16 protein-coding genes are annotated in these 21264 nt (G+C 46.1%); 5 read left to right on the forward strand and 11 right to left on the reverse strand.

Annotated elements, in window-relative coordinates:
• Positions 1-15: 15 nt before the first annotated feature.
• From OGW44_RS09470 to OGW44_RS09480, 3 genes are all read right to left on the reverse strand, one after another.
• Positions 16-1266, reverse strand: coding sequence for a transposase-like zinc-binding domain-containing protein (locus OGW44_RS09470; protein WP_185654749.1), 1251 nt, complete (start codon positions 1264-1266; stop codon positions 16-18).
• Positions 1267-1290: 24 nt separating this feature from the next.
• Positions 1291-2490 carry an anaerobic sulfatase maturase gene (locus tag OGW44_RS09475; protein ID WP_181626537.1) on the reverse strand — a complete coding sequence of 400 codons (1200 nt, stop codon included), beginning with the start codon at positions 2488-2490 and terminating at the stop codon, positions 1291-1293.
• 98 nt (positions 2491-2588) lie between these two features.
• Positions 2589-4082, reverse strand: coding sequence for a sulfatase family protein (locus OGW44_RS09480; protein WP_185654750.1), 1494 nt, complete (start codon positions 4080-4082; stop codon positions 2589-2591).
• Between the two features lie 573 nt (positions 4083-4655).
• Here OGW44_RS09480 and OGW44_RS09485 point away from each other — a divergent pair.
• A complete protein-coding gene (locus tag OGW44_RS09485; protein WP_047414475.1) occupies positions 4656-5414 on the forward strand; it encodes an outer membrane protein OmpK in 759 nt (252 codons plus the stop codon).
• Positions 5415-5524: 110 nt separating this feature from the next.
• Positions 5525-7096 carry a bifunctional metallophosphatase/5'-nucleotidase gene (locus OGW44_RS09490; RefSeq protein ID WP_103928890.1) on the forward strand — a complete coding sequence of 524 codons (1572 nt, stop codon included), beginning with the start codon at positions 5525-5527 and terminating at the stop codon, positions 7094-7096.
• A 64-nt stretch (positions 7097-7160) separates the two neighbouring features.
• Here the strand turns inward: OGW44_RS09490 and OGW44_RS09495 are convergent, their stop codons facing one another.
• From OGW44_RS09495 to dnaK, 5 genes are all read right to left on the reverse strand, one after another.
• Positions 7161-8873: an aryl-sulfate sulfotransferase gene (locus tag OGW44_RS09495; protein ID WP_149382274.1), complete on the reverse strand. Its 1713-nt coding sequence runs from the start codon at positions 8871-8873 to the stop codon at positions 7161-7163.
• A 906-nt stretch (positions 8874-9779) separates the two neighbouring features.
• Complete coding sequence (locus OGW44_RS09500) at positions 9780-10100, reverse strand: phage holin family protein (RefSeq protein WP_185654751.1); 321 nt, start codon at positions 10098-10100, stop codon at positions 9780-9782.
• Positions 10091-11044 carry a LysR family transcriptional regulator gene (locus OGW44_RS09505; protein ID WP_185654752.1) on the reverse strand — a complete coding sequence of 318 codons (954 nt, stop codon included), beginning with the start codon at positions 11042-11044 and terminating at the stop codon, positions 10091-10093. Before OGW44_RS09505 ends, OGW44_RS09500 begins: the two co-directional genes overlap by 10 nt.
• Before the next feature lie 190 nt (positions 11045-11234).
• Entirely contained in the window at positions 11235-12368 is a 1134-nt protein-coding gene (gene dnaJ, locus OGW44_RS09510) for a molecular chaperone DnaJ (protein ID WP_008786151.1), read from the reverse strand.
• Between the two features lie 85 nt (positions 12369-12453).
• Positions 12454-14376, reverse strand: a complete 1923-nt coding sequence (gene dnaK / locus OGW44_RS09515) for a molecular chaperone DnaK (protein ID WP_016151634.1) — start codon at positions 14374-14376, stop codon at positions 12454-12456.
• Between the two features lie 611 nt (positions 14377-14987).
• Here dnaK and satP point away from each other — a divergent pair.
• Positions 14988-15554, forward strand: coding sequence for an acetate uptake transporter (satP, locus tag OGW44_RS09520; protein WP_003018969.1), 567 nt, complete (start codon positions 14988-14990; stop codon positions 15552-15554).
• A 34-nt stretch (positions 15555-15588) separates the two neighbouring features.
• Here satP and OGW44_RS09525 read toward each other — a convergent pair whose 3' ends face one another.
• From OGW44_RS09525 to tal, 3 genes are all read right to left on the reverse strand, one after another.
• Positions 15589-16896, reverse strand: coding sequence for an MFS transporter (locus OGW44_RS09525; RefSeq protein WP_016151633.1), 1308 nt, complete (start codon positions 16894-16896; stop codon positions 15589-15591).
• Between the two features lie 124 nt (positions 16897-17020).
• On the reverse strand, positions 17021-17608 hold the full coding sequence (gene mog, locus OGW44_RS09530; protein ID WP_019078329.1) for a molybdopterin adenylyltransferase: 588 nt from the start codon (positions 17606-17608) through the stop codon (positions 17021-17023).
• Positions 17609-17718: 110 nt separating this feature from the next.
• Positions 17719-18672: a transaldolase gene (tal, locus tag OGW44_RS09535; protein ID WP_016151631.1), complete on the reverse strand. Its 954-nt coding sequence runs from the start codon at positions 18670-18672 to the stop codon at positions 17719-17721.
• 274 nt (positions 18673-18946) lie between these two features.
• Here tal and OGW44_RS09540 point away from each other — a divergent pair, with 274 nt between their 5' ends.
• Positions 18947-20377, forward strand: a complete 1431-nt coding sequence (locus OGW44_RS09540) for an alanine/glycine:cation symporter family protein (protein WP_104652008.1) — start codon at positions 18947-18949, stop codon at positions 20375-20377.
• A gap of 77 nt (positions 20378-20454) precedes the next feature.
• A complete protein-coding gene (gene yaaA, locus OGW44_RS09545) occupies positions 20455-21228 on the forward strand; it encodes a peroxide stress protein YaaA (protein ID WP_185654753.1) in 774 nt (257 codons plus the stop codon).
• Positions 21229-21264: the final 36 nt, after the last annotated feature.

Raw genomic sequence — 21264 nt, forward strand, 5'->3', positions numbered from 1 at the left:
AATAAAAATATTCCGTTATCGCATTATATTTTTATTATATTCAAATTTTAAATAATTCAGTACGACCGTAACATTGGCAGGAGACAGGCGACTAAGCTGAAAGAAAAACGGATGCGTATGCAAAAACTGAATAAATTTAGTGCTGCCCGTTAAGGTAGCGTAGCGTAGCATACTCGTTTTTTTATTTCCTGTGAGGTTACATACGGCTTTAGAGTAACCGCGTGTTGAGAAGGCTCGCCAGACATTATTGCGTATTCCGCCACTAAAGAACACTCGATAAGGAAAGTCTTTATCCGGAGGTGAAACCCCCATTTCTCTTACAAATGATATATGACAACGACCTTGCCGCACAGATTGCAGATTAGCCATCATACATCCTCCTAATATAAAACACTCATGATCGATGTCGTGCTGAACATTGAGGGAGTGCTCATCCGTAAGCTCTTTGACCAGCTCAAAATGCCGGTACGCGGGAAGAACCGGTTTTACCAACATCCCGGGATCGTTTTTGTAAAGCGTGGCGGGACCATAGTCGATATCAAATAGGGTATTTCGCCGCATCGTCATGAGTTCTTTGCGTTGGACAAGATGCGCTAACGTCCCAGGCGGCAGACGTTCCTCGTATTCAGAAATGTACTGATATTCGTTTTCGACTGGCTGCGTGGTATAATTAGTTGTCACAGCGATAACCCTGCCACTGCTCTCTTCTGCCGTAACCAGAGCATACAAACTGTTGTCGCCGCCATTAAATTTAACCCGAAAAGCGCACGTACTCATCGCCAGATCAAACGCAGGAAAAACGAACTCTCGTTCAGCCTCATTTACCTTGCGGGATAATTTTTGTAGCGCACGGTTTAGACCCGTGCTGTCTAATGAAAGTGTCGCTCTAATATCAGACAACGAAGCGCCTTCCTGGATAAGTCTGGCAAGGTTTTCCTGACGGATATCTGCCTTATGTTCTCCCGGGAAAACAAACGTTTTGTGGCACTCAAGGCAGTAAAGTCGCGCCTCTCTTTGAGCGGAAAATCCATATTTTTTCAGTGATGAACTACCGCAGCCAGGACAAGCTTTAATCAATCCCTTCCAGGCCTGGTTTGCCGACTGACGGAAGAGATTGAGCGAGTACTCAGAAATGATGGGGAACAAAAATCCACATTCTCTACACAGAATCTCCTTCCCTTGGGTTAAATAATCCGGACTATTTAATATACCCATATTTTTACAAGTAGGTGTTTTACAGGCATCAACATTGATTCGAGAAAACATATTCACTCCCTGCGAATATTACTATCACACAAATATTGTTTTTATCTCTGCTGGCGAAATATTATTTTCATAGAGCGTTTTCATCGCCCCCATCGCTAGTGCAGTATGGGAAAAAAACAACTGATAACCAGCACATAAAAAGTTCTGATTCGATACTCCTGAGACTGAGGGGAGAAATCGGTGTTTAGGACATCCCCCATTGCAAGCAAACCGCCACTGACAGGAGTAACATTCTTGCGCCATGGTACGGCTTTTATCATTGCCGAATTGCCGATTTTGCTCACTATTGTTCATCGCACGCACCGTTGTATGCTGAATATTTCCTAGTTTGTACTGCGGATAGACAAAGTGATCGCAGTTATAAACATCACCATTCATTTCCATTGCGAATGCACTGCCGCACGTTGGAGAAAACACGCACACATGCGGAGGTAATCCGCACCAGGCAGCCAGCGTCTGCTCAAATATCTGTATGCCAATATTACCAATATCCTCACGGATCCAGATATCAAAAATAGCATTGAGAAAATGGCCGAATTCAAGTGAGTCAACGGACCACGGCATCATTTTCGTTTGTTTATCACAGGGTGCAGCCAACTCGGCATCGCTGCTGTCACTACGCCTCTCCACTAATGGAATAAACTGCATATACTGGCTACCAATGCTTTTCAGATATTGGTAAACCTGCAGTGGATGAGACATATTAGTGTGGTTAACCACCGTCAGCGTATTAAACTCAACGCCGTGACGTACCAGGCGTTTAATGGCCTGCTCCACTTTCTCATGTGTTGGTTTACCCGAACGAGTAACACGCCATTCATCATGTAGCGCAGCGTCACCGTCAACAGAAATCCCCACCAGAAAATCATTCTTCTTGAAAAACTCAGCCCATTCTTCGTCGATCAAAACGCCATTAGTCTGAAAGGTATTTACTATGGTTCTGCCCTCAGCGTAACGCTGCTGAAGTTCAATCGCCCGCTGATAAAACGCGCGCCCCATCAGAGTCGGTTCTCCACCTTGCCATGCAAAAATGACGTCATCCACATCCTGTGCGGCAATGTGTTGCTTGATGAATAATTCAAGCATTTCATCTGACATTTTGAAATTTGCTTTTCTGTCTGGATAGAGCTTCTCTTTTTCCAGGTAAAAACAGTATTTGCAGTCCAGATTGCATACTGATCCTGTCGGCTTAACCATTACCTGACAACTTTTCCTTTGCATCACGGAGGTCCATAAATAAAAGAACCCGGCTCAGCATAAAAATACTGAACCAGGCGGGCATAGCCCTAAGTGGCATACTCTATTTTTTTGTTGTTATCCGATTAACCCCAGGTTACTGGCGCCGGTTTTTCACCTCGGGCTTTCATTAAGGAATCGTTATCAATATCCTTTTTGTACTTCAGGAACTTACCGTACAGCTGTTTTTCGATATCAGGCTGCTTGCCAATCTGATTAAGGGTTTCAAAACGATCTTTTTTCAGGTTGTAGAGGTATTTAGGTTTATTTTCGCGATTGATGATCATTTTCCAGTCACCATCGCGAATAGCCCACTCATCCGTTGGATCATCCTGGAATGGCATATCAATACCAAAAATGAGTGGCTTCTGACGCGCTAACGTTTTCTGTTCCAGTAATGGCACCAAAGACTGCCCATCGTAGGTACGATCTGTTGGCAGTTTAAAATCCATCATATTTGCCAGCGTCGGCATCCAGTCGAGACCATAAACCGGCGTATCCGTTACCATCCCCTGCGGAATATGTTTACCATACTTGATGATTGCCGGAACACGGATGCCGCCTTCCCACAAATTGTCTTTACGACCGCGAAGCCCATCCGTTTCGCCCGCCAGGTTCAGTTCATACACTTTACGAGCCTCGCGTGTGACCGGTCCGTTATCGCTGGTAAAAATGACAATGGTGTTATCTTCTTCACCCATTGCCTTAATCTTATCCATTACTTTACCGACCTGCGCATCCATATAGCTGATATTGGCGTAATATTCTCCCGTGCCGCGCCACGGTTTATCAGCCCAATCTCCGTAGAACAGATCCGGATGCTGTTTCTGGTAGTCGCTCATGTTTTGTGAATACATATCGAGATACTTTTTCGGCGATGCCAGTGGGCTATGAACTTCTGTGAAGGCGACGTATAAGAAAAACGGCTTATCATCTTTCTTATTGTCCAACCACTTCACGACTTCAGAGCTTACTAATTCTCCACTGAAGGTCTCCGCTCTGCCAATCGGCTTGCCGTTACGCACAAAACCGGTTGGATGTACCATGCCATGACGCGGGCGCTCTGTTGCGGTATCTAAAGTTGAGTCCGTTACGAACCCGGCAGCATTCACCAGGGTGTAATCGAATCCCATATCGTTCGCTTGCGGCTGATCGGTGCGATCTCCTCCGGCATTCAGGTGTAACTTGCCCATTATCGCCGTGTCGTAGCCCTGCTCTTTCAGCAGATTGGCAATCGTCAATTCATTGCGCCCTAATGCGACGTCTTTCCCTTCAGGGATCCATGAGCGTATCCCGGTACGAAACGGCATACGCCCCGTTAATAAACCAGCACGAGAAGGAGAACACAGCGGCGCAGGTGCATAGTAGTCGGTAAATTTCACCCCTTCCTGCGCCAGCTTGTCGATATTAGGGGTTTTGACGATTTGATGGCCATAAGTCGCGAGATCGCCATAGCCTAAATCGTCAGCAAGAATGATGACTAAGTTAGGACGTTTATCCGTAGCAGCCTGCGCGGTTGACGATACGCTTCCGGCACATAAGGCCAGTCCGATCATACTGGCAACAACAGTTCTTTTCATTTCAACTCCTTTGAATTATCACATCACCAATTACGCAATAAACTTGCCAAAAGGCTTAATATTTTCGGTTGATTTCTGGTACTCACTATTACATCAACATGCAATAAAGAGTGATTGAAAAAAAAATAAAGAAACAAATACATTCGCAGACGCTATATTAATAATTAAAGTATCATTTTCATTTATATAAACTTACCAGAAAATTCTATTAAAAAACTGCACAATAACAAGTGACGAAGATCCCAAACACCTCCCTCACCCTCTCTATATCTCGTTAATGTCAGCATATGTTGTTTTCTCGGCACTAAGTTGCTAATAGCGAATAAGTCATACAAAAAGAATATCAAAAGCATCGATAAAAAATATTCGCGTTACTCCGGTAACACGCCTTATATTCAAAAAACATAAAGTTAGCATAAAAAAAACAACACCTCCCGACACTTTCTCAAATTAATATTCGAACACTGGTATTTTTGCGACACCTATCACTCACAAACAAAACATCAACCAATAGACTTCCTTTTTTTCAAAAGCATTACACTTTATTATTTTCTTTACCTCACGGAGCTGAGCATGAACAAAAAATACATTAATAGTCTACTTGGTGCATGCCTTATCTTAGCCTGTTTTAATGGTCATTCAGCTGAACTAAAACGCGTATATGGGAAAATTAGTCTCGGGTATGGTGACTGGAATAAAGGTTTCGTAAACGTCGATCGTGGTGAAGTGTGGAAAGCGGTGGCTGATTTTGGCGCCGTTTTCGACAGAGGTGAATTTGCTTCATTTTACGAAATGAACGTTCTCAACCATCCAGTCGAAGGACGGAACCACGTTACTCAGTTTCTCGGACATTATCGTCCGATAGAAGGTTCTGATTTTACGTTGATGACCAAACTCTATATGTCGATGGAGAACACGTTTGGTGATGAATTGAATATGATGTATGGGGTCGGCTACCTTGGTCTGGTAGAAAAATCATGGTTCATTAAACCCTATGTGGCTATACACAATTTATCCAACGACTATACGTCAAAAAAATACGGTCAGGCTACTGGCCTTAACGGATATGTACTTGGTTGGGTTGCGGCATATAATTTTGAAATGTTTAACGAAAAATTTGCTGTTTCCAACTGGAATGAAATTGAAATGGATCGTAATGATGCCTATGCAGAGCAACAAGGTGGACATACTGGTCTGAATGGCGCAGTGACTTTCACATGGAAATTTATACCTAGCTGGACTGCATCGGTATCCTATCGTTACTTTAATAATAAATTAGGTTATAAAGATTATGGTGACCGTATGAATTATATGATTGGCTTCGAGTTCTGATTACTATCAAAATAAATAAAAAAGAAATAACCCAGTTTGAAACTCTGCATCCGATATATCAGATGCGGTGAGGTGTAATTGTCAATATATCGAATAAATGGAATATGAATATGAATGTGAAGAATAAATTCTCGCTGTCCCTCTTGTCTTTATGTATTGGTTTATCATCTGCTATAACCTTTACTGCAGATGCCAGAGACATTACCATTTACTACACAAATGATTTGCATGCTCACGTTACACCAGGGATTATTCCTTCTGTGTCGAAGACACGTGAGGTAGGAGGATTTGCTCCTATCTCTAAAATAGTTAAGGATGCCAAAGAAAAAGATAAAGATGTTTTTTTCTTTGATGCAGGTGACTATTTTACTGGTCCTTATATCAGCACCTTAACCAAAGGTGAAGCCATTATCGATATTTTGAATACCATGCCCTATGATGCCGTTTCGGTAGGAAATCATGAGTTTGACCATGGACATGAAAATCTAGTCACACAACTGAGTAAACTTAAATTTCCGGTACTGCTCAACAACGTGTTTTACAGCAATAGTGATAAACCATTAATTAAAACACCTTATACCATCGTCGAAAAAAATGGTTTGAAAATTGGTGTTATTGGGATGCACGGCGTTTCGGCATTTTATGAAGCAATTGCCGCAGGCGTCCGTGAAGGTGTTGACTGCCAGGATCCCGTACCGTATGTGAAGAAACAACTGGAAGAATTGAAAGGGAAAGTTGACCTGACAGTACTGCTCGCGCATGAAGGTGTACCGGGTCGTCAATCCAGCGGTGGTGATGAAGACGTTGCCCGTGCGCTGAAAGCTGACGTTGAAATGGCTAAAACGCTTGAAGGCTACGGGTTGAACGTACTGATCACCGGCCATGCCCATAAAGGTACTCCAGAACCCATTAAAGTCGGCGATACGTTGGTGGTTTCAACTAATGCCTACACGATTGAGTTAGGCAAGTTAGTCCTCGACTGGAACCCTGAAACCAAAAAAGTGGATAGCTACAATGGTAAGCTAATCACGATGTACGCAGATACCTATAAGCCTGATCCGCAAACACAGGCAAAAATCGATGAGTGGAACAATAAAGTTAAGAAAATTACCGACAGAGTCGTCGCCTACTCACCTGAAATTTTGACCCGTTCTTATGGTGAATCTGCTACTACAGGTAATTTAATTACTGATGCTTTGATGTATAAGGTACCTTACGCCGATGCCTCATTCTATAATGCTGGCGGTATTCGTTCCGAATTACCCAAAGGCAACATTACATATGGTGATGTATTGAGCATGTATCCATTCACCAATGATGTAATGAGTGTGGAGATCAGCGGTAAAGATCTCAGGTCAATTATGTCTCATGCCGCAGATTTGAAAAATGGGACGCTACACGCGTCAAAAACAGTACAGTTTAAATACGACAGCACAAAACCGTTGGGGCAGCGTATTGTTTCGTTTAATATTAAAGGAAAACCGGTAGAAGACAGTCAATTTTATACTATTGCTCTGGATTCTTTTATCGGGAAAGGCGGTGGTGGATTTAGTTTCACCAATAGTAAAAATGTTAAATACATTAAGGGATTACAAACCGCTCAGGCAATAATCGATTACATGGAGCATGTGAAGAACATTGTTCCTGATCACACAATGCGTGTTGACGATATTAGCAAATGATTTTTTAGTAAGATCATTTAATACATAATGCGGCCACAATCATGGCCGCATTCATTTTTACTTATCAAAATAATGGCAGTTTATAAACTCTGAAAGCAGAAATATCATAACGATAATCATCACCATTTACTTCAGCATTTTTATAATAACCTGACGTTACCGTCGCCTCAAAAAGAAGCTGTTTCGTCTGCTTATTGATCTCTTGTAATACCAACATCCCCAGCGCCTGACTTCCATCTTGCGGATCCACAATATCACTGTATCCCGGTTGGGCAGATAGAGGACGACCATTTTCATCCATGGTACTTGCACCAAAATGGATGACCAGATTACCATTGCTCAATAAATGCTTGGCACTTACGAAGCTGCTGTAGCCCCTGCTACCAACTTCATCTTTCCCATATTCATACGAGCGTGTTACCGTCATCGTGTTTAGATCTATTCTAAACTGCACTACCCGGCTAAAGTTATCCTTTGGCAACAAGCTCCTGGCATCGTCTCGAGAACGATAATTTCCATTGTCAAAAACTAAAAACTCCAGAATACCGATCTCAGCATTTGGAATCTCTACGATATTATGCTGCCCCCATGTCCAGAAATTACTGTTCGCTAAATCAATTCCATCTTGAGTAGAAAAATCAAACAGCGGATTACCTGACTCATCGACTGGTGTCAGCAAGTATTCCTCAAAGTCGGAGGCCCAGTCTTCATGATCAGCCATAATAAAACGCAGTTGGCCCGAGTCGACATCAACACCGAAGATGGCACTTTGGTGACGCCCTGATGAAACCAGCACATTATTGGTTGTATTAATATAGCTCTGGTTGATATGCAGCCAGTCATCCATCGTAGCAGATTGACCCGGTGCACTTCCTGATGGACGTGGCGAACGAGAATAGTCCATCACTTTTAACATGTCATAATAAGCAACCTCAAGCCCTGAAGTGAGATCGATAATGGAAACACCATCTTTACCTGTTGAGTAATCATCTGGACGTCCATTAGTATATTCCGAGGGGGCAATAGCCAGATTGTTCTCTAATGGCAGAATGGAGTGATGAAACTCATTATCAAGGAGATAGACTGCATATACTCTGCCCATTACGTCAAATTCGTACATATCCAGGCAGTGATTAATTCCTTGTGACGTAGCCAGGAAATGCCCGCTGTCTGTTCGGACAAAATTATAGGAAGGAATTGCCTGAGAGACATACCAACGAACGATGCCATTTTGATCAAAGGCAAGATTATAGCGATCAAAATATGTTGAAAAATAAAGGCCATCTGCAACTAATGAGGAATCGTCAACTGACTTTGTCACAGTGATGACAGGGAAGCCAAGACTGATATCAGCAGAATCCGATGGCGGCAATGCTGATGGGGTAACCGTGTATTGCCCAACAATCTGCGCACCTGAGATTAAGGTAACGACGTTATCCTCCCCGGCAACCAGACCCGAAACTGGAATCAGGTTTGCACCGGTCTGCATGCTGTAAGTCCAGGATACAGCTACCGTTATCCCCTTGCTATCCTGCACATTAATTTTGATATCTTCATTCAATTTCCCCCAAATACCCAGATACAGGCTTAAAGGTGCCGTACTATAAGGATCTAACGTAACTATGGCATTATCATAATCATTAGTTTCCATCACTGCAGAGAGGAGTGTTTGATAGATTGCATTATGCGAAAGCACCGTTGCGTTATCAACATCAATTTTCTGGTTAACTGGCGTACGAGGTTCTGGTTGACTAATTTGTAATTTATTAATTTGCATATCTCTATCCTTTAGCTAAAAGTTTTCGTTTCCAATCGGCTATATAATCCCGATAGCTGGTAAGATAAACAGAACCGTAGTATTCGTACAAATAACTAGTAATAAAATAATCTAAAAAAACATCTTTATGAAGAAACAAAAAATTTATGTGACTATAAAACCATCTATTAATATGCTATGCCATATATCCCCAAATAAAAGTCTATAAATTGCCATTCAGCCTATGTCAAAAAACTCAATAATGCCTCCCTCCCCCCCTAATGGCCAATTAAATAAATAACTCCCATTTAATTTAAAATTAATACAAACTAAAAATATCATAACTTATGTGACACGTATCGTTTTTACATGCAACAGGTATGCATATTTATTGAATAACAGAAAATTTGTATTTAATATTTCTGAACACATTAAACTAACCATGGTATATAAATGACCATTTACATTATTAAAAATAGTTGTATGTATGATAACGCCAGCCATGAATTAAAAAGTAAAGATGGGAAGCGAACTATAAAACTTACTCATATGCGTTCTAAATGTTTAAATTTCATCCTAACTCATGCGCAAGAACTGGTGATAAGGAAAAATCATATTGCGGAAGCATTATGGGAGGACAGGAGTACATTTATAAGTGATGCTAATCTGACTCAACTACTCTATCTGGTCAGAAAAGACCTGAGAATTTTTGGCATTGACAATTTGTTCATTACAATTCCACGTCAAGGAGTACAAATTAATGAAAACATAGAAATAAAATGCTTAAATAGCAAACATCATTTCCTGCAGAAACCGTTTCTGTATTATTATGCAATGATTTTATTTATTACAATAATTCTATATATCACACTAAGATTTTACTTGCTTTAAGTATGGTAATGCCCATGGACGGGCAATACAGCTCACTTAGCAAAAAACCTGTGCCAGTTTATCTTTCAACATTTTCAGTACGGGCCCAGCAAAAACCCCTCCCAGCCCTGACAATATGAGTATCATATTTATACCAGCACCTTTATCAAGAGCAATGCCAGAGAGTAAAAAACCTGTAAAACATGAAATAATGACTTGTTTTAAACATCCTGCTATATTTTTTTTCTTTCGTCCCCGGGCTTCTCTCATGAGATAGCTAACGACTCCCCCCCAAGCACTCACGATAATAATCGCAAGAATAGTCTCTAGCTCTATAATATATTTTAAGGCAGGTTCTGAACTTATTATCACTGACATAAATTATCCCGATCATTTATAGATGAATATTTAGATTGCAGTATCACTATCCACTCTCTAAGCACAACATAATATTTGCTTTTTTTATATAAAGAAGCATAAACAGGGATTGTTTTAAAAAATATTTCATCAGGCAGTGATAATATTTTAATATTATACCCTCTGGTATATTTAAAAAATGAAGCCAACTCAAGAGGTACAATGCAGATCATATTTGTTGTTTCTACTATATTGACTACCCCTAACATAGAATCGCTGCGATAACCTATTTTACGTTCTGTTCTATGATCAACGCTATTGGTATAAACCATTACTTCAGGAGAGAACATATCAGATTGATATACCGCATGTGAAAAAGTATAAAAATGGTGTAGTGTGATTTGTTCTAAGATTGATAGTGGATTGTCGTTGCCACAAATACAAACATATTGCCTAAAAACGTCAATAAGATGAACTTCAATATCAAAGTTTTTTGGTGGTGAAAGATTAATTAAAATATCACCCACTCCAGAAAGTAACATTTCAGCCAAAGTATCTTCGCTATTTTTATTTACTGCATAATGATTTATTTCATACTTTTCAATTAACTCATCATTCCTAATAAAATGATGGAGATAATAATTTTCTACAATATCACTCCCTAATAAAGTTATTGCTGGAGGATCGTAGTTAATCTTTGAAAGTGAATATGTAGCGTTGATTACATTCACAACATGGCTATAGGCCTTATGGAGTTCCAATCCTTTTTTCGTAGGCGTCAACCCTTTTCGGGTTCGTCCAAAGAGTTTAAATGAATAAATATTCTGTAATCGACTTAACGCCTGAGAAACTGCAGCTGGTGTTATGGATAATCTCTCGGAAGCTCGAGAAGCGTTGCCGGATTCCACAACGGCATTAAATATCTTAATTAAATTGAAGTCAAAATCATTTTCGCGCACAAGCATTTCACTCACCTTTTCTTCTATTAACTGAGCAAAAAATAGAAGAAAATCTTTATTTTAAAAAATCATTTCTCATCATTTTTCCTGAAGATTTATTCTTGATATCTAACTCATTATTTTTGTATTCGATACAAAAATAAAAAGCCCAGGATTCTTCAATCCAAGGCCTTTTAATTAATAAGACAGCTGTAAATTAGCGCGTCAAATCGTCAAAAAATTTCTTCACACCGTCGAAGAAGCTTTTAGAGCGCGGACTGTTTTGCTCGCCGGTCGGGCCGCCAAAGCTGTCCTGCAGATCTTTCAGCAACTGCTTCTGCTTGTCGTTGAGGCCTACCGGGGTTTCAACCACCACACGGCACAGCAGATCGCCCTGTGCGCCGCCGCGTACTGACTTAACGCCTTTACCACGCATGCGGAACAGTTTGCCGGTCTGCGTTTCGCCCGGGATTTTTAACTTCACGCGACCATCCAGCGTCGGCACTTCAATCTCGCCGCCCAGCGCTGCCATCGCAAAGTTAATCGGCACTTCGCAGTACAGGTTATTGCCTTCACGTTCGAAAATTGGGTGCTGTTTTACCTGCACCTGAACGTACAAATCGCCTGCTGGCGCGCCATGTTCACCGGCTTCACCTTCACCCGCTAAACGAATACGGTCGCCAGTATCAACCCCTGCCGGGATCTTAACGGACAGCGTTTTGCTCTTCTCAACGCGACCATGACCATGGCATTTGTTGCACGGGTCTTTAATCAACGTACCGCGGCCCTGACAGTGTGGACAGGTCTGCTGTACGGCAAAAAAGCCCTGACGCATCTGCACCTGACCAGAACCGTGACAGGTTGGACAGGTCTGGGGTTGCGTGCCCGCCTTCGCACCACTGCCGTGGCAAACATCACACTCTTCCAGCGTCGGAATACGGATCTCTTTGGTGACGCCACGCACGGCTTCTTCCAGAGTGAGATCCATGTTGTAACGTAAATCAGCACCACGTGAGGCGCGCTGACGACCGCGACCGCCGCCAAAGATATCGCCAAACACGTCACCAAAGATATCGCTGAAGTCGGCCCCGCCGCCAAAACCGCCGCCGCCGCCCATACCACCTTGCTCAAACGCTGCATGGCCGTACTGATCATAAGCCGCACGTTTTTGCGCATCGGTGAGGATCTCGTACGCTTCTTTGATCTCTTTAAACTTGGCTTCGGCCTCTTTATCACCCTGGTTGCGGTCCGGGTGATATTTCATGGCCAGGCGCTTGTAGGCCTTTTTGATTTCACGCTCTTCCGCTGATTTGGAAACGCCTAAAATCTCGTAATAGTCTTGCTTAGCCATCTCTTTTTATCTGCCCCTAACATGCGTGCACGGGCGGAGAGGAAACCTCTTCGCCCGTGCCAGTAATTACCCGTTCAAAGGGCGATTATTTTTTGTCTTTCACTTCTTCAAACTCAGCGTCGACAACGTCGTCATCTTTCGCGTTGTTTGCAGAAGCATCAGCACCTGCTGCGCCAGCCTGCTGCTGTGCGTGCTGCTGCTGAGCGATTTCCATCAGTTTCTGGGAAACCTGTGCCAGCGCTTGCATTTTCGCTTCGATATCCGCTTTGTCTTCGCCTTTCAGAGAAGTTTCCAGCGCAGTCAGTGCAGACTCGATGGCAGTTTTGTCATCAGCCGGCAGTTTGTCGCCTGCTTCTTCAACCTGCTTGCGAGTGCTGTGCAGCAGATGGTCACCCTGGTTACGGGTCTGAACCAGCTCTTCAAACTTACGGTCAGATTCTGCGTTCGCTTCTGCTTCACGAACCATTTTCTGAATTTCTTCTTCGTTCAGACCAGAAGAAGCCTTGATGGTGATCTTCTGCTCTTTACCGCTATTTTTGTCTTTCGCGGAAACGTGCAGGATACCGTCGGCATCGATGTCAAAAGTAACTTCGATCTGCGGCATACCGCGCGGAGCCGGGCTGATGCCATCCAGGTTAAATTGACCCAGATCTTTGTTATCAGCGGCACGTTTACGTTCACCCTGCAGCACATGGATGGTTACCGCAGACTGGTTGTCTTCAGCAGTAGAGAACACCTGGCTGTGCTTGGTCGGGATAGTGGTGTTTTTCGCGATCAGTGCAGTCATCACGCCGCCCATGGTTTCGATACCCAGAGACAGCGGGGTAACGTCCAGCAGCAGCACGTCTTTCACATCACCGGTCAATACACCACCCTGAACGGCAGCACCGATTGCCACAGCTTCGTCCGGGTTAACGTCTTTACGCGGCTCTTTACCGAAGAACTCAGCAACTTTCTTCTGTACCATCGGCATACGAGTCTGACCACCGACCAGGATAACGTCCTGAACGTCGGAAACAGACAGACCAGCATCCTGCAGAGCAACTTTCAGCGGCTCGATAGAACGGTTAACCAGGTCTTCAACCAGGCTTTCCAGTTTCGCACGGGTCACCTTGATGTTCATGTGTTTCGGACCAGTCGCGTCTGCAGTGATGTACGGCAGGTTCACGTCGGTCTGCTGAGCGGAAGACAGTTCGATCTTCGCTTTCTCAGCGGCTTCTTTCAGACGCTGCATCGCCAGCGGGTCGTTACGCAGGTCGATACCCTGATCTTTCTTAAATTCGTCAACCAGGTAGTTGATCATACGGCTATCGAAGTCTTCACCACCCAGGTGGGTATCACCGTTGGTTGCCAGAACTTCGAAGGTTTTTTCACCGTCAACTTCGTCGATTTCGATAATAGAGATATCGAAAGTACCACCACCCAGGTCATAAACCGCGATAGTACGGTTGCCGACTTCTTTATCCAGACCGTAAGCCAGTGCAGCTGCGGTTGGTTCGTTGATGATACGTTTTACTTCCAGACCTGCGATACGGCCGGCGTCTTTGGTTGCCTGACGCTGAGCATCGTTAAAATATGCAGGTACGGTGATAACTGCTTCAGTTACCGGTTCACCCAGGTAATCTTCAGCCGTTTTCTTCATTTTTTTCAGCACTTCAGCAGAAATCTGCGGCGGTGCCATTTTCTGACCTTTTACGTCAATCCATGCATCACCGTTGTCAGCACCGATGATTTTGTACGGCATGATGGCTTCATCACGCTGCACTTCTTCGTCCTGGAAGCGGCGGCCAATCAGGCGTTTAATCGCAAACAGGGTGTTTTGCGGGTTTGTCACTGCCTGACGTTTAGCCGGCTGACCAACCAGAGTTTCACCATCCTGGGTATAAGCAATGATAGAAGGCGTGGTGCGATCGCCCTCGGCGTTCTCCAGCACACGTGCAGTAGTGCCATCCATAATCGCTACACAAGAGTTGGTAGTACCCAGGTCGATACCAATAATTTTACCCATCTAAACGTCTCCACTAAAAATTCGGTCATCATGTGGTTGTGAATCTGTAATAAGGGCGAAACGTGCGGTTTCAACTACCCTGAATCGTTTTTTTTCAGACTCACCACTGCGGTTGTCTACAAGATGGGGTCGTAACCCACGTCATCAAGGGGGGCATGAAAAATTTTTTTAGCCTTGGGGCAATAAATTCGCAGAAAAAAGGCAAAAAGAGAGAAAAATGAATAGTCGCCAACCAGAATTAATTCATACAGACAATTAAACCTGGAAAGTTATTCACATAAAAATTGCAATAAAAAGAAAAGATTACGAGCATGAATCGTTTTTATGACGACGGTAATATGGTCTGAAGTCACACACTTTTGCAGCCGTCAAAGAGAAACTCCATGAAATCTGTGTTAACCCTTCCCGCCAGCCTGCTTATGGGCCTTCTGCTGAGCAGCACCGCCGTAACTGGCAAGCGTGATGGCCATCACAGGGAAAATAATTCATTTTCCCTTCGTTAGATCATAGACAGTGCCCTCTCCCCTGATTATCATGCCGCGCCCCGAAGACAGCGATCGTTATTCGGGGAAACTATTTCACCATTCAATCAATGATGATTTTGAGGAATTATGGGCAACACTAAGTTGGCTAATCCGGCACCGCTGGGCCTGATGGGCTTTGGCATGACCACCATTCTGCTTAACCTGCACAACGCGGGTTTCTTCGCTCTGGACGTTATTATTCTGGCGATGGGCATTTTCTACGGCGGTATCGCGCAAATTTTTGCCGGACTGCTGGAATATAAAAAAGGCAACACCTTCGGTTTAACCGCCTTTACCTCCTACGGTTCGTTCTGGCTGACGCTGGTTGCGATCCTGCTGATGCCGAAAATGGGCCTGGCGGATGCAACCAATGGTCAGTTCCTGGGCGCTTACCTCGGTCTGTGGGGTGTGTTCACTCTGTTCATGTTCTTCGGTACGCTGAAAGCCGCGCGCATGCTGCAGTTCGTGTTCCTGAGCCTGACAGTGCTGTTCGCCCTGCTGGCCGTTGGCAACATTGCGGGTAACGAAGCGATCATTCACGTTGCTGGCTGGGTAGGCTTAGTGTGTGGCGCAAGCGCCATTTACCTGGCGATGGGTGAAGTGCTGAACGAACAGTTTGGCCGTACCATCCTGCCGATTGGTGAAGCGCACTAATCTGATGCTATCCCCCCTGACGGGGGGATATTCCTTACAAGCGCTGTAACTCTGCCTGTACGCTCGAATCGCGATGATAAAGATCCTGTCGCAGCCAAATCCCCAAACCTAGCCCTACCAGCGATAACGCCAGCACATACCAGGCCGGAGCCATTGGCGACACGCTCATTAACATCGTGACGGCGATTGGCGTCAGACCACCAAAAATGGCGTACGACACGTTGTAAGAAAAGGATATTCCGGTAAAGCGGACTTCCGCCGGAAACGCGCGCACCATCACATAAGGCACAGCCCCCACCACGCCAACGCATAACCCCACCAGCCCGTATAACAGGAACAAATGCTGGGGATGGCTGCCGGTCAGGTGATAGAAAAACCAGCTTGAACAGGCCAGCAGCAGGCTGCCGACAATAAAGGTTTTGCTGGCGCCGACCCGATCGACAATAAACCCGGCCAGCAGACAACCGACGCACAGCATAATGGTAGCGACACTGTTGGCTTGCAACGTTAGCGCCGGCGCAAAGCCATACTGCTTCTGCAACCAGACTGGTGACATCAGGATCACCACCACAATCCCGGCTGAAAGCAGCCAGGTCAGCAGCATTGAAATAACCACCGCTTTTTTATGTTTGCTCACCACTGACTTCACCGGTAGCTCTTGCGCCAACGCTTTACGCTGCTGCATTTCGAGAAATATGGGCGTCTCCTGCAGCCAGCGACGCAGGTACATCGCCACCAGCCCAAACACGCCCCCCAGCAGGAAAGGAATACGCCAGCCGTAATCATGCACCGCCTGCTGCGTCAGGCTGGTGTTCACCAGCGTCGCAACCACCGACCCCAGCAGAATTCCCACCGTCAGGCCGGCAGTCAGCGTTCCGCAGGCAATGCCGATGCGACGCTCCGGTACATGCTCCGCCACAAACACCCACGCGCCCGGAACTTCTCCGCCGATGGCAGCGCCTTGCAAAATACGCATCAGCAGTAACAGCAGCGGCGCAAGGATCCCCATTGAGGCGTAGGTAGGCAACAGACCAATCGCCAGCGTCGGTATTGCCATCAGCAAAATGCTCAGGGTGAACATTTTCTTGCGCCCGACCAGATCGCCAAAGTGCGCCATGATGATGCCCCCCAGCGGACGCGCCAGATAGCCGGCGGCAAAAATGCCGAAGGTTTGCACCTGACGTAGCCATTCAGGGATGTCTGCGGGGAAGAAGAGCTCGCCAACAACAGCGGCAAAGAAGACAAAGATAATAAAATCATAAAACTCAAGCGCACCACCAAGGGCAGCAAGCGTAAGGGTTTTATAATCCTGGCGATTCAGCGGTCGAGTGTGTTGTGACATAGCAAACCATGAGTCAGTGAAGTAATTGAATCTGTTCGTCGATATATGTAAAGCAAAAATTACTATATCGTAAACAATTCAATACTCCACTGTCATTGGCACTTATGTCACGATCGGGCTACTTTCAGGCATTTGTATCGCGTATTGCGCTTTTAGGACGAAAAGATGCTACAACAGTCGGTGTGGTTTCCACATACGGCCCATCTAATAGCTGTATACAATACGGTACACTTGCAAAAATACCCGGCACGATAACCTTATCGTCGGCATCTTTCACGCCTTCCAGCGTCTCTTTGATCGATTTTGGCTGTCCAGGCAGATTCAGGATCAACGCCTGCTTGCGAATCACGCCAACCTGACGGGAAAGAATCGCCGTTGGCACAAAGTGCAGGCTTATCTGGCGCATCTGCTCACCAAAGCCCGGCATCTGACGGTCGGCTACGGCAAGCGTCGCATCAGGCGTAACGTCACGACGGGCCGGACCCGTTCCGCCGGTAGTCAGCACCAGATGACAACTCATTTCGTCAACCAGCTCGCATAAGGTCTGTTCGATGATCGCCTGTTCATCCGGGATCAACCGCGTTTGCAGCTCAAAAGGGGTGGTAAGGGCAGACGCCAGCCACTCTTCAAGGGCCGGGATACCTTTATCCTGGTAAACGCCGCTGGAAGCACGGTCAGAAATGGAAACCAGGCCAATGCGTAAAGTATTCATGATTATTCCGTTTAAACAGTCTCGTTAAACAGAATGATACACTGCGAAGGGAAGGACAGACAGGTTTCAGAAGAGGTAGCGTGACCCATATCAGGGCCACGCACTAATGATTACAGCAGATCGCCGATCATTTTTTCCAGTTTACCCTGGTCTACAGCAAACTTACGGATACCGTCCGCCAGTTTGTCTACAGCCATCGGATCCTGGTTATGCTGCCACAGGAACTCAGCTTCGGTGATGCGTGCAGGGCGCGCTTTCACTTCGCCGGAGAAAGACAGTTTACGTTCGATAGCACCTTCGCTTTCCGCCAGTTCTTTCAGCAGTGCCGGAGCAATCGTCAGACGATCGCAGCCTGCCAGCTCAATGATTTCGCCGATGTTACGGAAGCTCGCACCCATAACTACGGTTTCGTAACCGTGCTGTTTGTAGTACTCGTAGATTTCCGTTACGGAAACCACACCCGGATCTTCTGCCGGTGCATACTCTTTCTTGTCGGTATTGGCTTTGTACCAGTCAAGAATACGGCCAACGAACGGAGAAATCAGATATACGCCAGCTTCTGCACATGCACGTGCCTGCGCGAAGGAGAACAGCAGAGTCAGGTTACAGTTGATGCCTTCTTTTTCCAGCTGCTCAGCGGCACGGATGCCCTGCCAGGTTGAAGCCAGTTTAATCAGGATGCGATCGTTGCTGATGCCAGCATCGTTGTACATTTTGATCAGGCGTTTTGCTTTAGCGATGGACGCGTCGGTGTCGTAGGACAGACGAGCGTCAACTTCAGTGGAGATACGACCTGGGACCAGTTTCAGGATCTCCAGACCGATATTTACTGCCAGCTTGTCGGTCGCGTCGACGACCTGCTGCGCACGGTCGTTGCTCTGCTGCTTAGCCCAGGCTACAGCGTCATCAATCAGCTTGCGGTATTCCGGGATCTGCGCTGCGTTAAGAATGAGAGAAGGGTTAGTTGTGGCATCCTGAGGCTGATACAGCTTCATTGCCGCGATGTCTCCGGTGTCGGCCACTACTGTGGTGAACTGACGAAGGGAGGTCAATTTGTCCGTCATGATAGCGATTCTCTTTAAACAGCTTGTTAGGGGGATGTAACCGATCTTCCCTGATGATAGCACGACGCACTCTCAGCGCAACCGCCTGGATTGTCCGACCAGCCGCTCAGCCCTGATTACGCATCGCCAAGCCTGTGATGCGCAATTAAGGGATATAACGATTGTTATGATAAACTCCCGCAATCAATCACCCTATAAGGTATATACTGGTCGATTATTGGTAGCGCTTACATGGGAATATTCGCGCTTACCGGCATCAACAAGAGGGATGTTAATGCCTGATTTTTTCTCATTTATTAATGAAATACTCTGGGGATCGGTGATGATCTACCTCCTGCTTGGTGCAGGATGTTGGTTCACCTGGCGTACAGGGTTTATTCAGTTTCGCTATATTCGTCAGTTTGGCAAAAGTCTTAAAAACAGCATCAGCCCGCAGCCGGGCGGTTTAACTTCCTTTCAGGCTTTATGCACCAGTCTTGCCGCACGTATCGGTAGCGGAAATCTGGCGGGCGTGGCGTTGGCGATTGCCGCTGGCGGCGCGGGAGCCGTGTTCTGGATGTGGGTCTCGGCGATCATTGGTATGGCGACGTCATTTGCCGAGAGCTCTCTTGCCCAACTGTATAAAGAGCGCGACAGCAAGGGACAGTTTCGCGGCGGACCTGCGTGGTATATGGAGCGTGGGCTGGGCATGCGCTGGATGGGCGTTCTTTTTGCCATCTTTTTACTCATTGCTTATGGTCTGATTTTTAACAGCGTTCAGGCAAATTCGGTCTCTCATGCGCTGACCTTTGCTTTTGATATCCCTCCCCTCTTTACCGGTATCGCACTGGCAATAGTGTCATTATTGGCAATCATTGGCGGCATTAAAGGCGTTGCCCGCCTGATGCAATGGTTCGTTCCGATGATGGCGCTGTTGTGGGTCGGTTGCAGCATCGTCATCTGTCTTTGGCATTTCGGGCAGCTCCCCGGCATTATCATGACCATTATAAAAAGTGCCTTTGGCTGGCAGGAAGCCGCAGCCGGTGCCGCCGGGTATACACTAAGCCAGGCCATTGCCAGCGGCTTTCAACGCGGTATGTTTTCTAATGAGGCCGGAATGGGATCAACTCCGAACGCGGCCGCGTCAGCAGCATCCTGGCCTCCGCATCCTGCGGCACAAGGCATTGTGCAAATGATCGGAGTATTAGTTGATACGCTGATTCTCTGTACGGCCAGCGCGATGATTGTTCTGTTGGCGGGTAATGATGCCAGCTATGTACCGATGGAAGGCATCCAGTTACTCCAGAAAGCGATGGTTTCAGTAACGGGAGAATGGGGTGCCGGATTCGTGGCGTTAATTGTGATTCTGTTTGCTTTTAGCTCTATCGTAGCCAACTACATCTATGCGGAAAATAACCTCGTTTTCCTGAAGCTGGACAATATCCGCGTCGTCTGGCTATTAAGGATCGCCACCGTTAGCACCGTTATCGGCGGAACGTTAGTCAGCGTTCCGCTGGTCTGGCAGTTGGCGGACATCATTATGGCGTGTATGGCCATCACTAACCTGACGGCGATTCTGCTGCTTTCACCGGTTGTGCAGACTATCGCCTGCGACTATCTACGCCAACGCAAACTCGGGGTGCGCCCAGAATTCGATCCGCGCCGTTATCCTGATATCAGACAACAACTTGCGCCCGAAAGCTGGGATGAGACGCCGCGCGGATAGCGCGGCAATCGCAACCATCGATCAATTCTGTCGTTTTTTTTGCTAAAGTCGCAGTAAATTTCCTGCAAGGACTGGATATGCTGATTCTGATTTCACCTGCAAAAACGCTCGACTACCAAAGTCCGCTGGCAACGACACGTCATACATTGCCCGAACTGCTGGATCACTCTCAGCAGCTTATTCACGTGGCGCGCCAACTCTCTGCTCCGCAAATTGGCAAGCTGATGGGAATTAGCGACAAGCTGGCGGATCTGAACGCCGCGCGTTTCCATGACTGGCAGCCTGATTTCACGCCGGAAAACGCGCGCCAGGCCATTCTGGCGTTTAAAGGCGACGTGTATACCGGACTGCAGGCTGAAACCTTCAGCGAAGCGGATTTCGACTTCGCTCAGCAACACTTACGGATGTTGTCCGGGCTGTACGGCGTTTTGCGTCCGCTGGATTTGATGCAGCCTTACCGTCTGGAGATGGGTATTCGTCTGGCCAATGCGAAAGGTAAAGATCTCTACCAGTTCTGGGGAGATACCATCACCGATAAACTTAACGAAGCGCTGGAAGCGCAAGGCGACAGCGTAGTGATTAACCTCGCCTCGGATGAGTATTTTAAATCCGTGAAGCCGAAAAAGCTCAATGCGGAGCTTATCAAACCGGTCTTCCTCGACGAGAAGAACGGTAAGTTCAAAGTCATCAGCTTCTATGCCAAAAAAGCGCGCGGCCTGATGAGTCGCTACATTATTGAGAACCGCCTAACGCAGCCAGAACAGCTGACCGCCTTTAACAGCGAAGGCTATTTCTTTGATGAAGAAGCGTCAGGAAATGGCGAACTGGTGTTTAAGCGCCAGGAGCAGTAGTAAAAAGGCCGGATGGCGGCGAACGCCCCATCCGGC

Source organism: Citrobacter sp. Cb023 (assembly GCF_030336805.1).
Lineage (GTDB): Bacteria > Pseudomonadota > Gammaproteobacteria > Enterobacterales > Enterobacteriaceae > Citrobacter > Citrobacter braakii.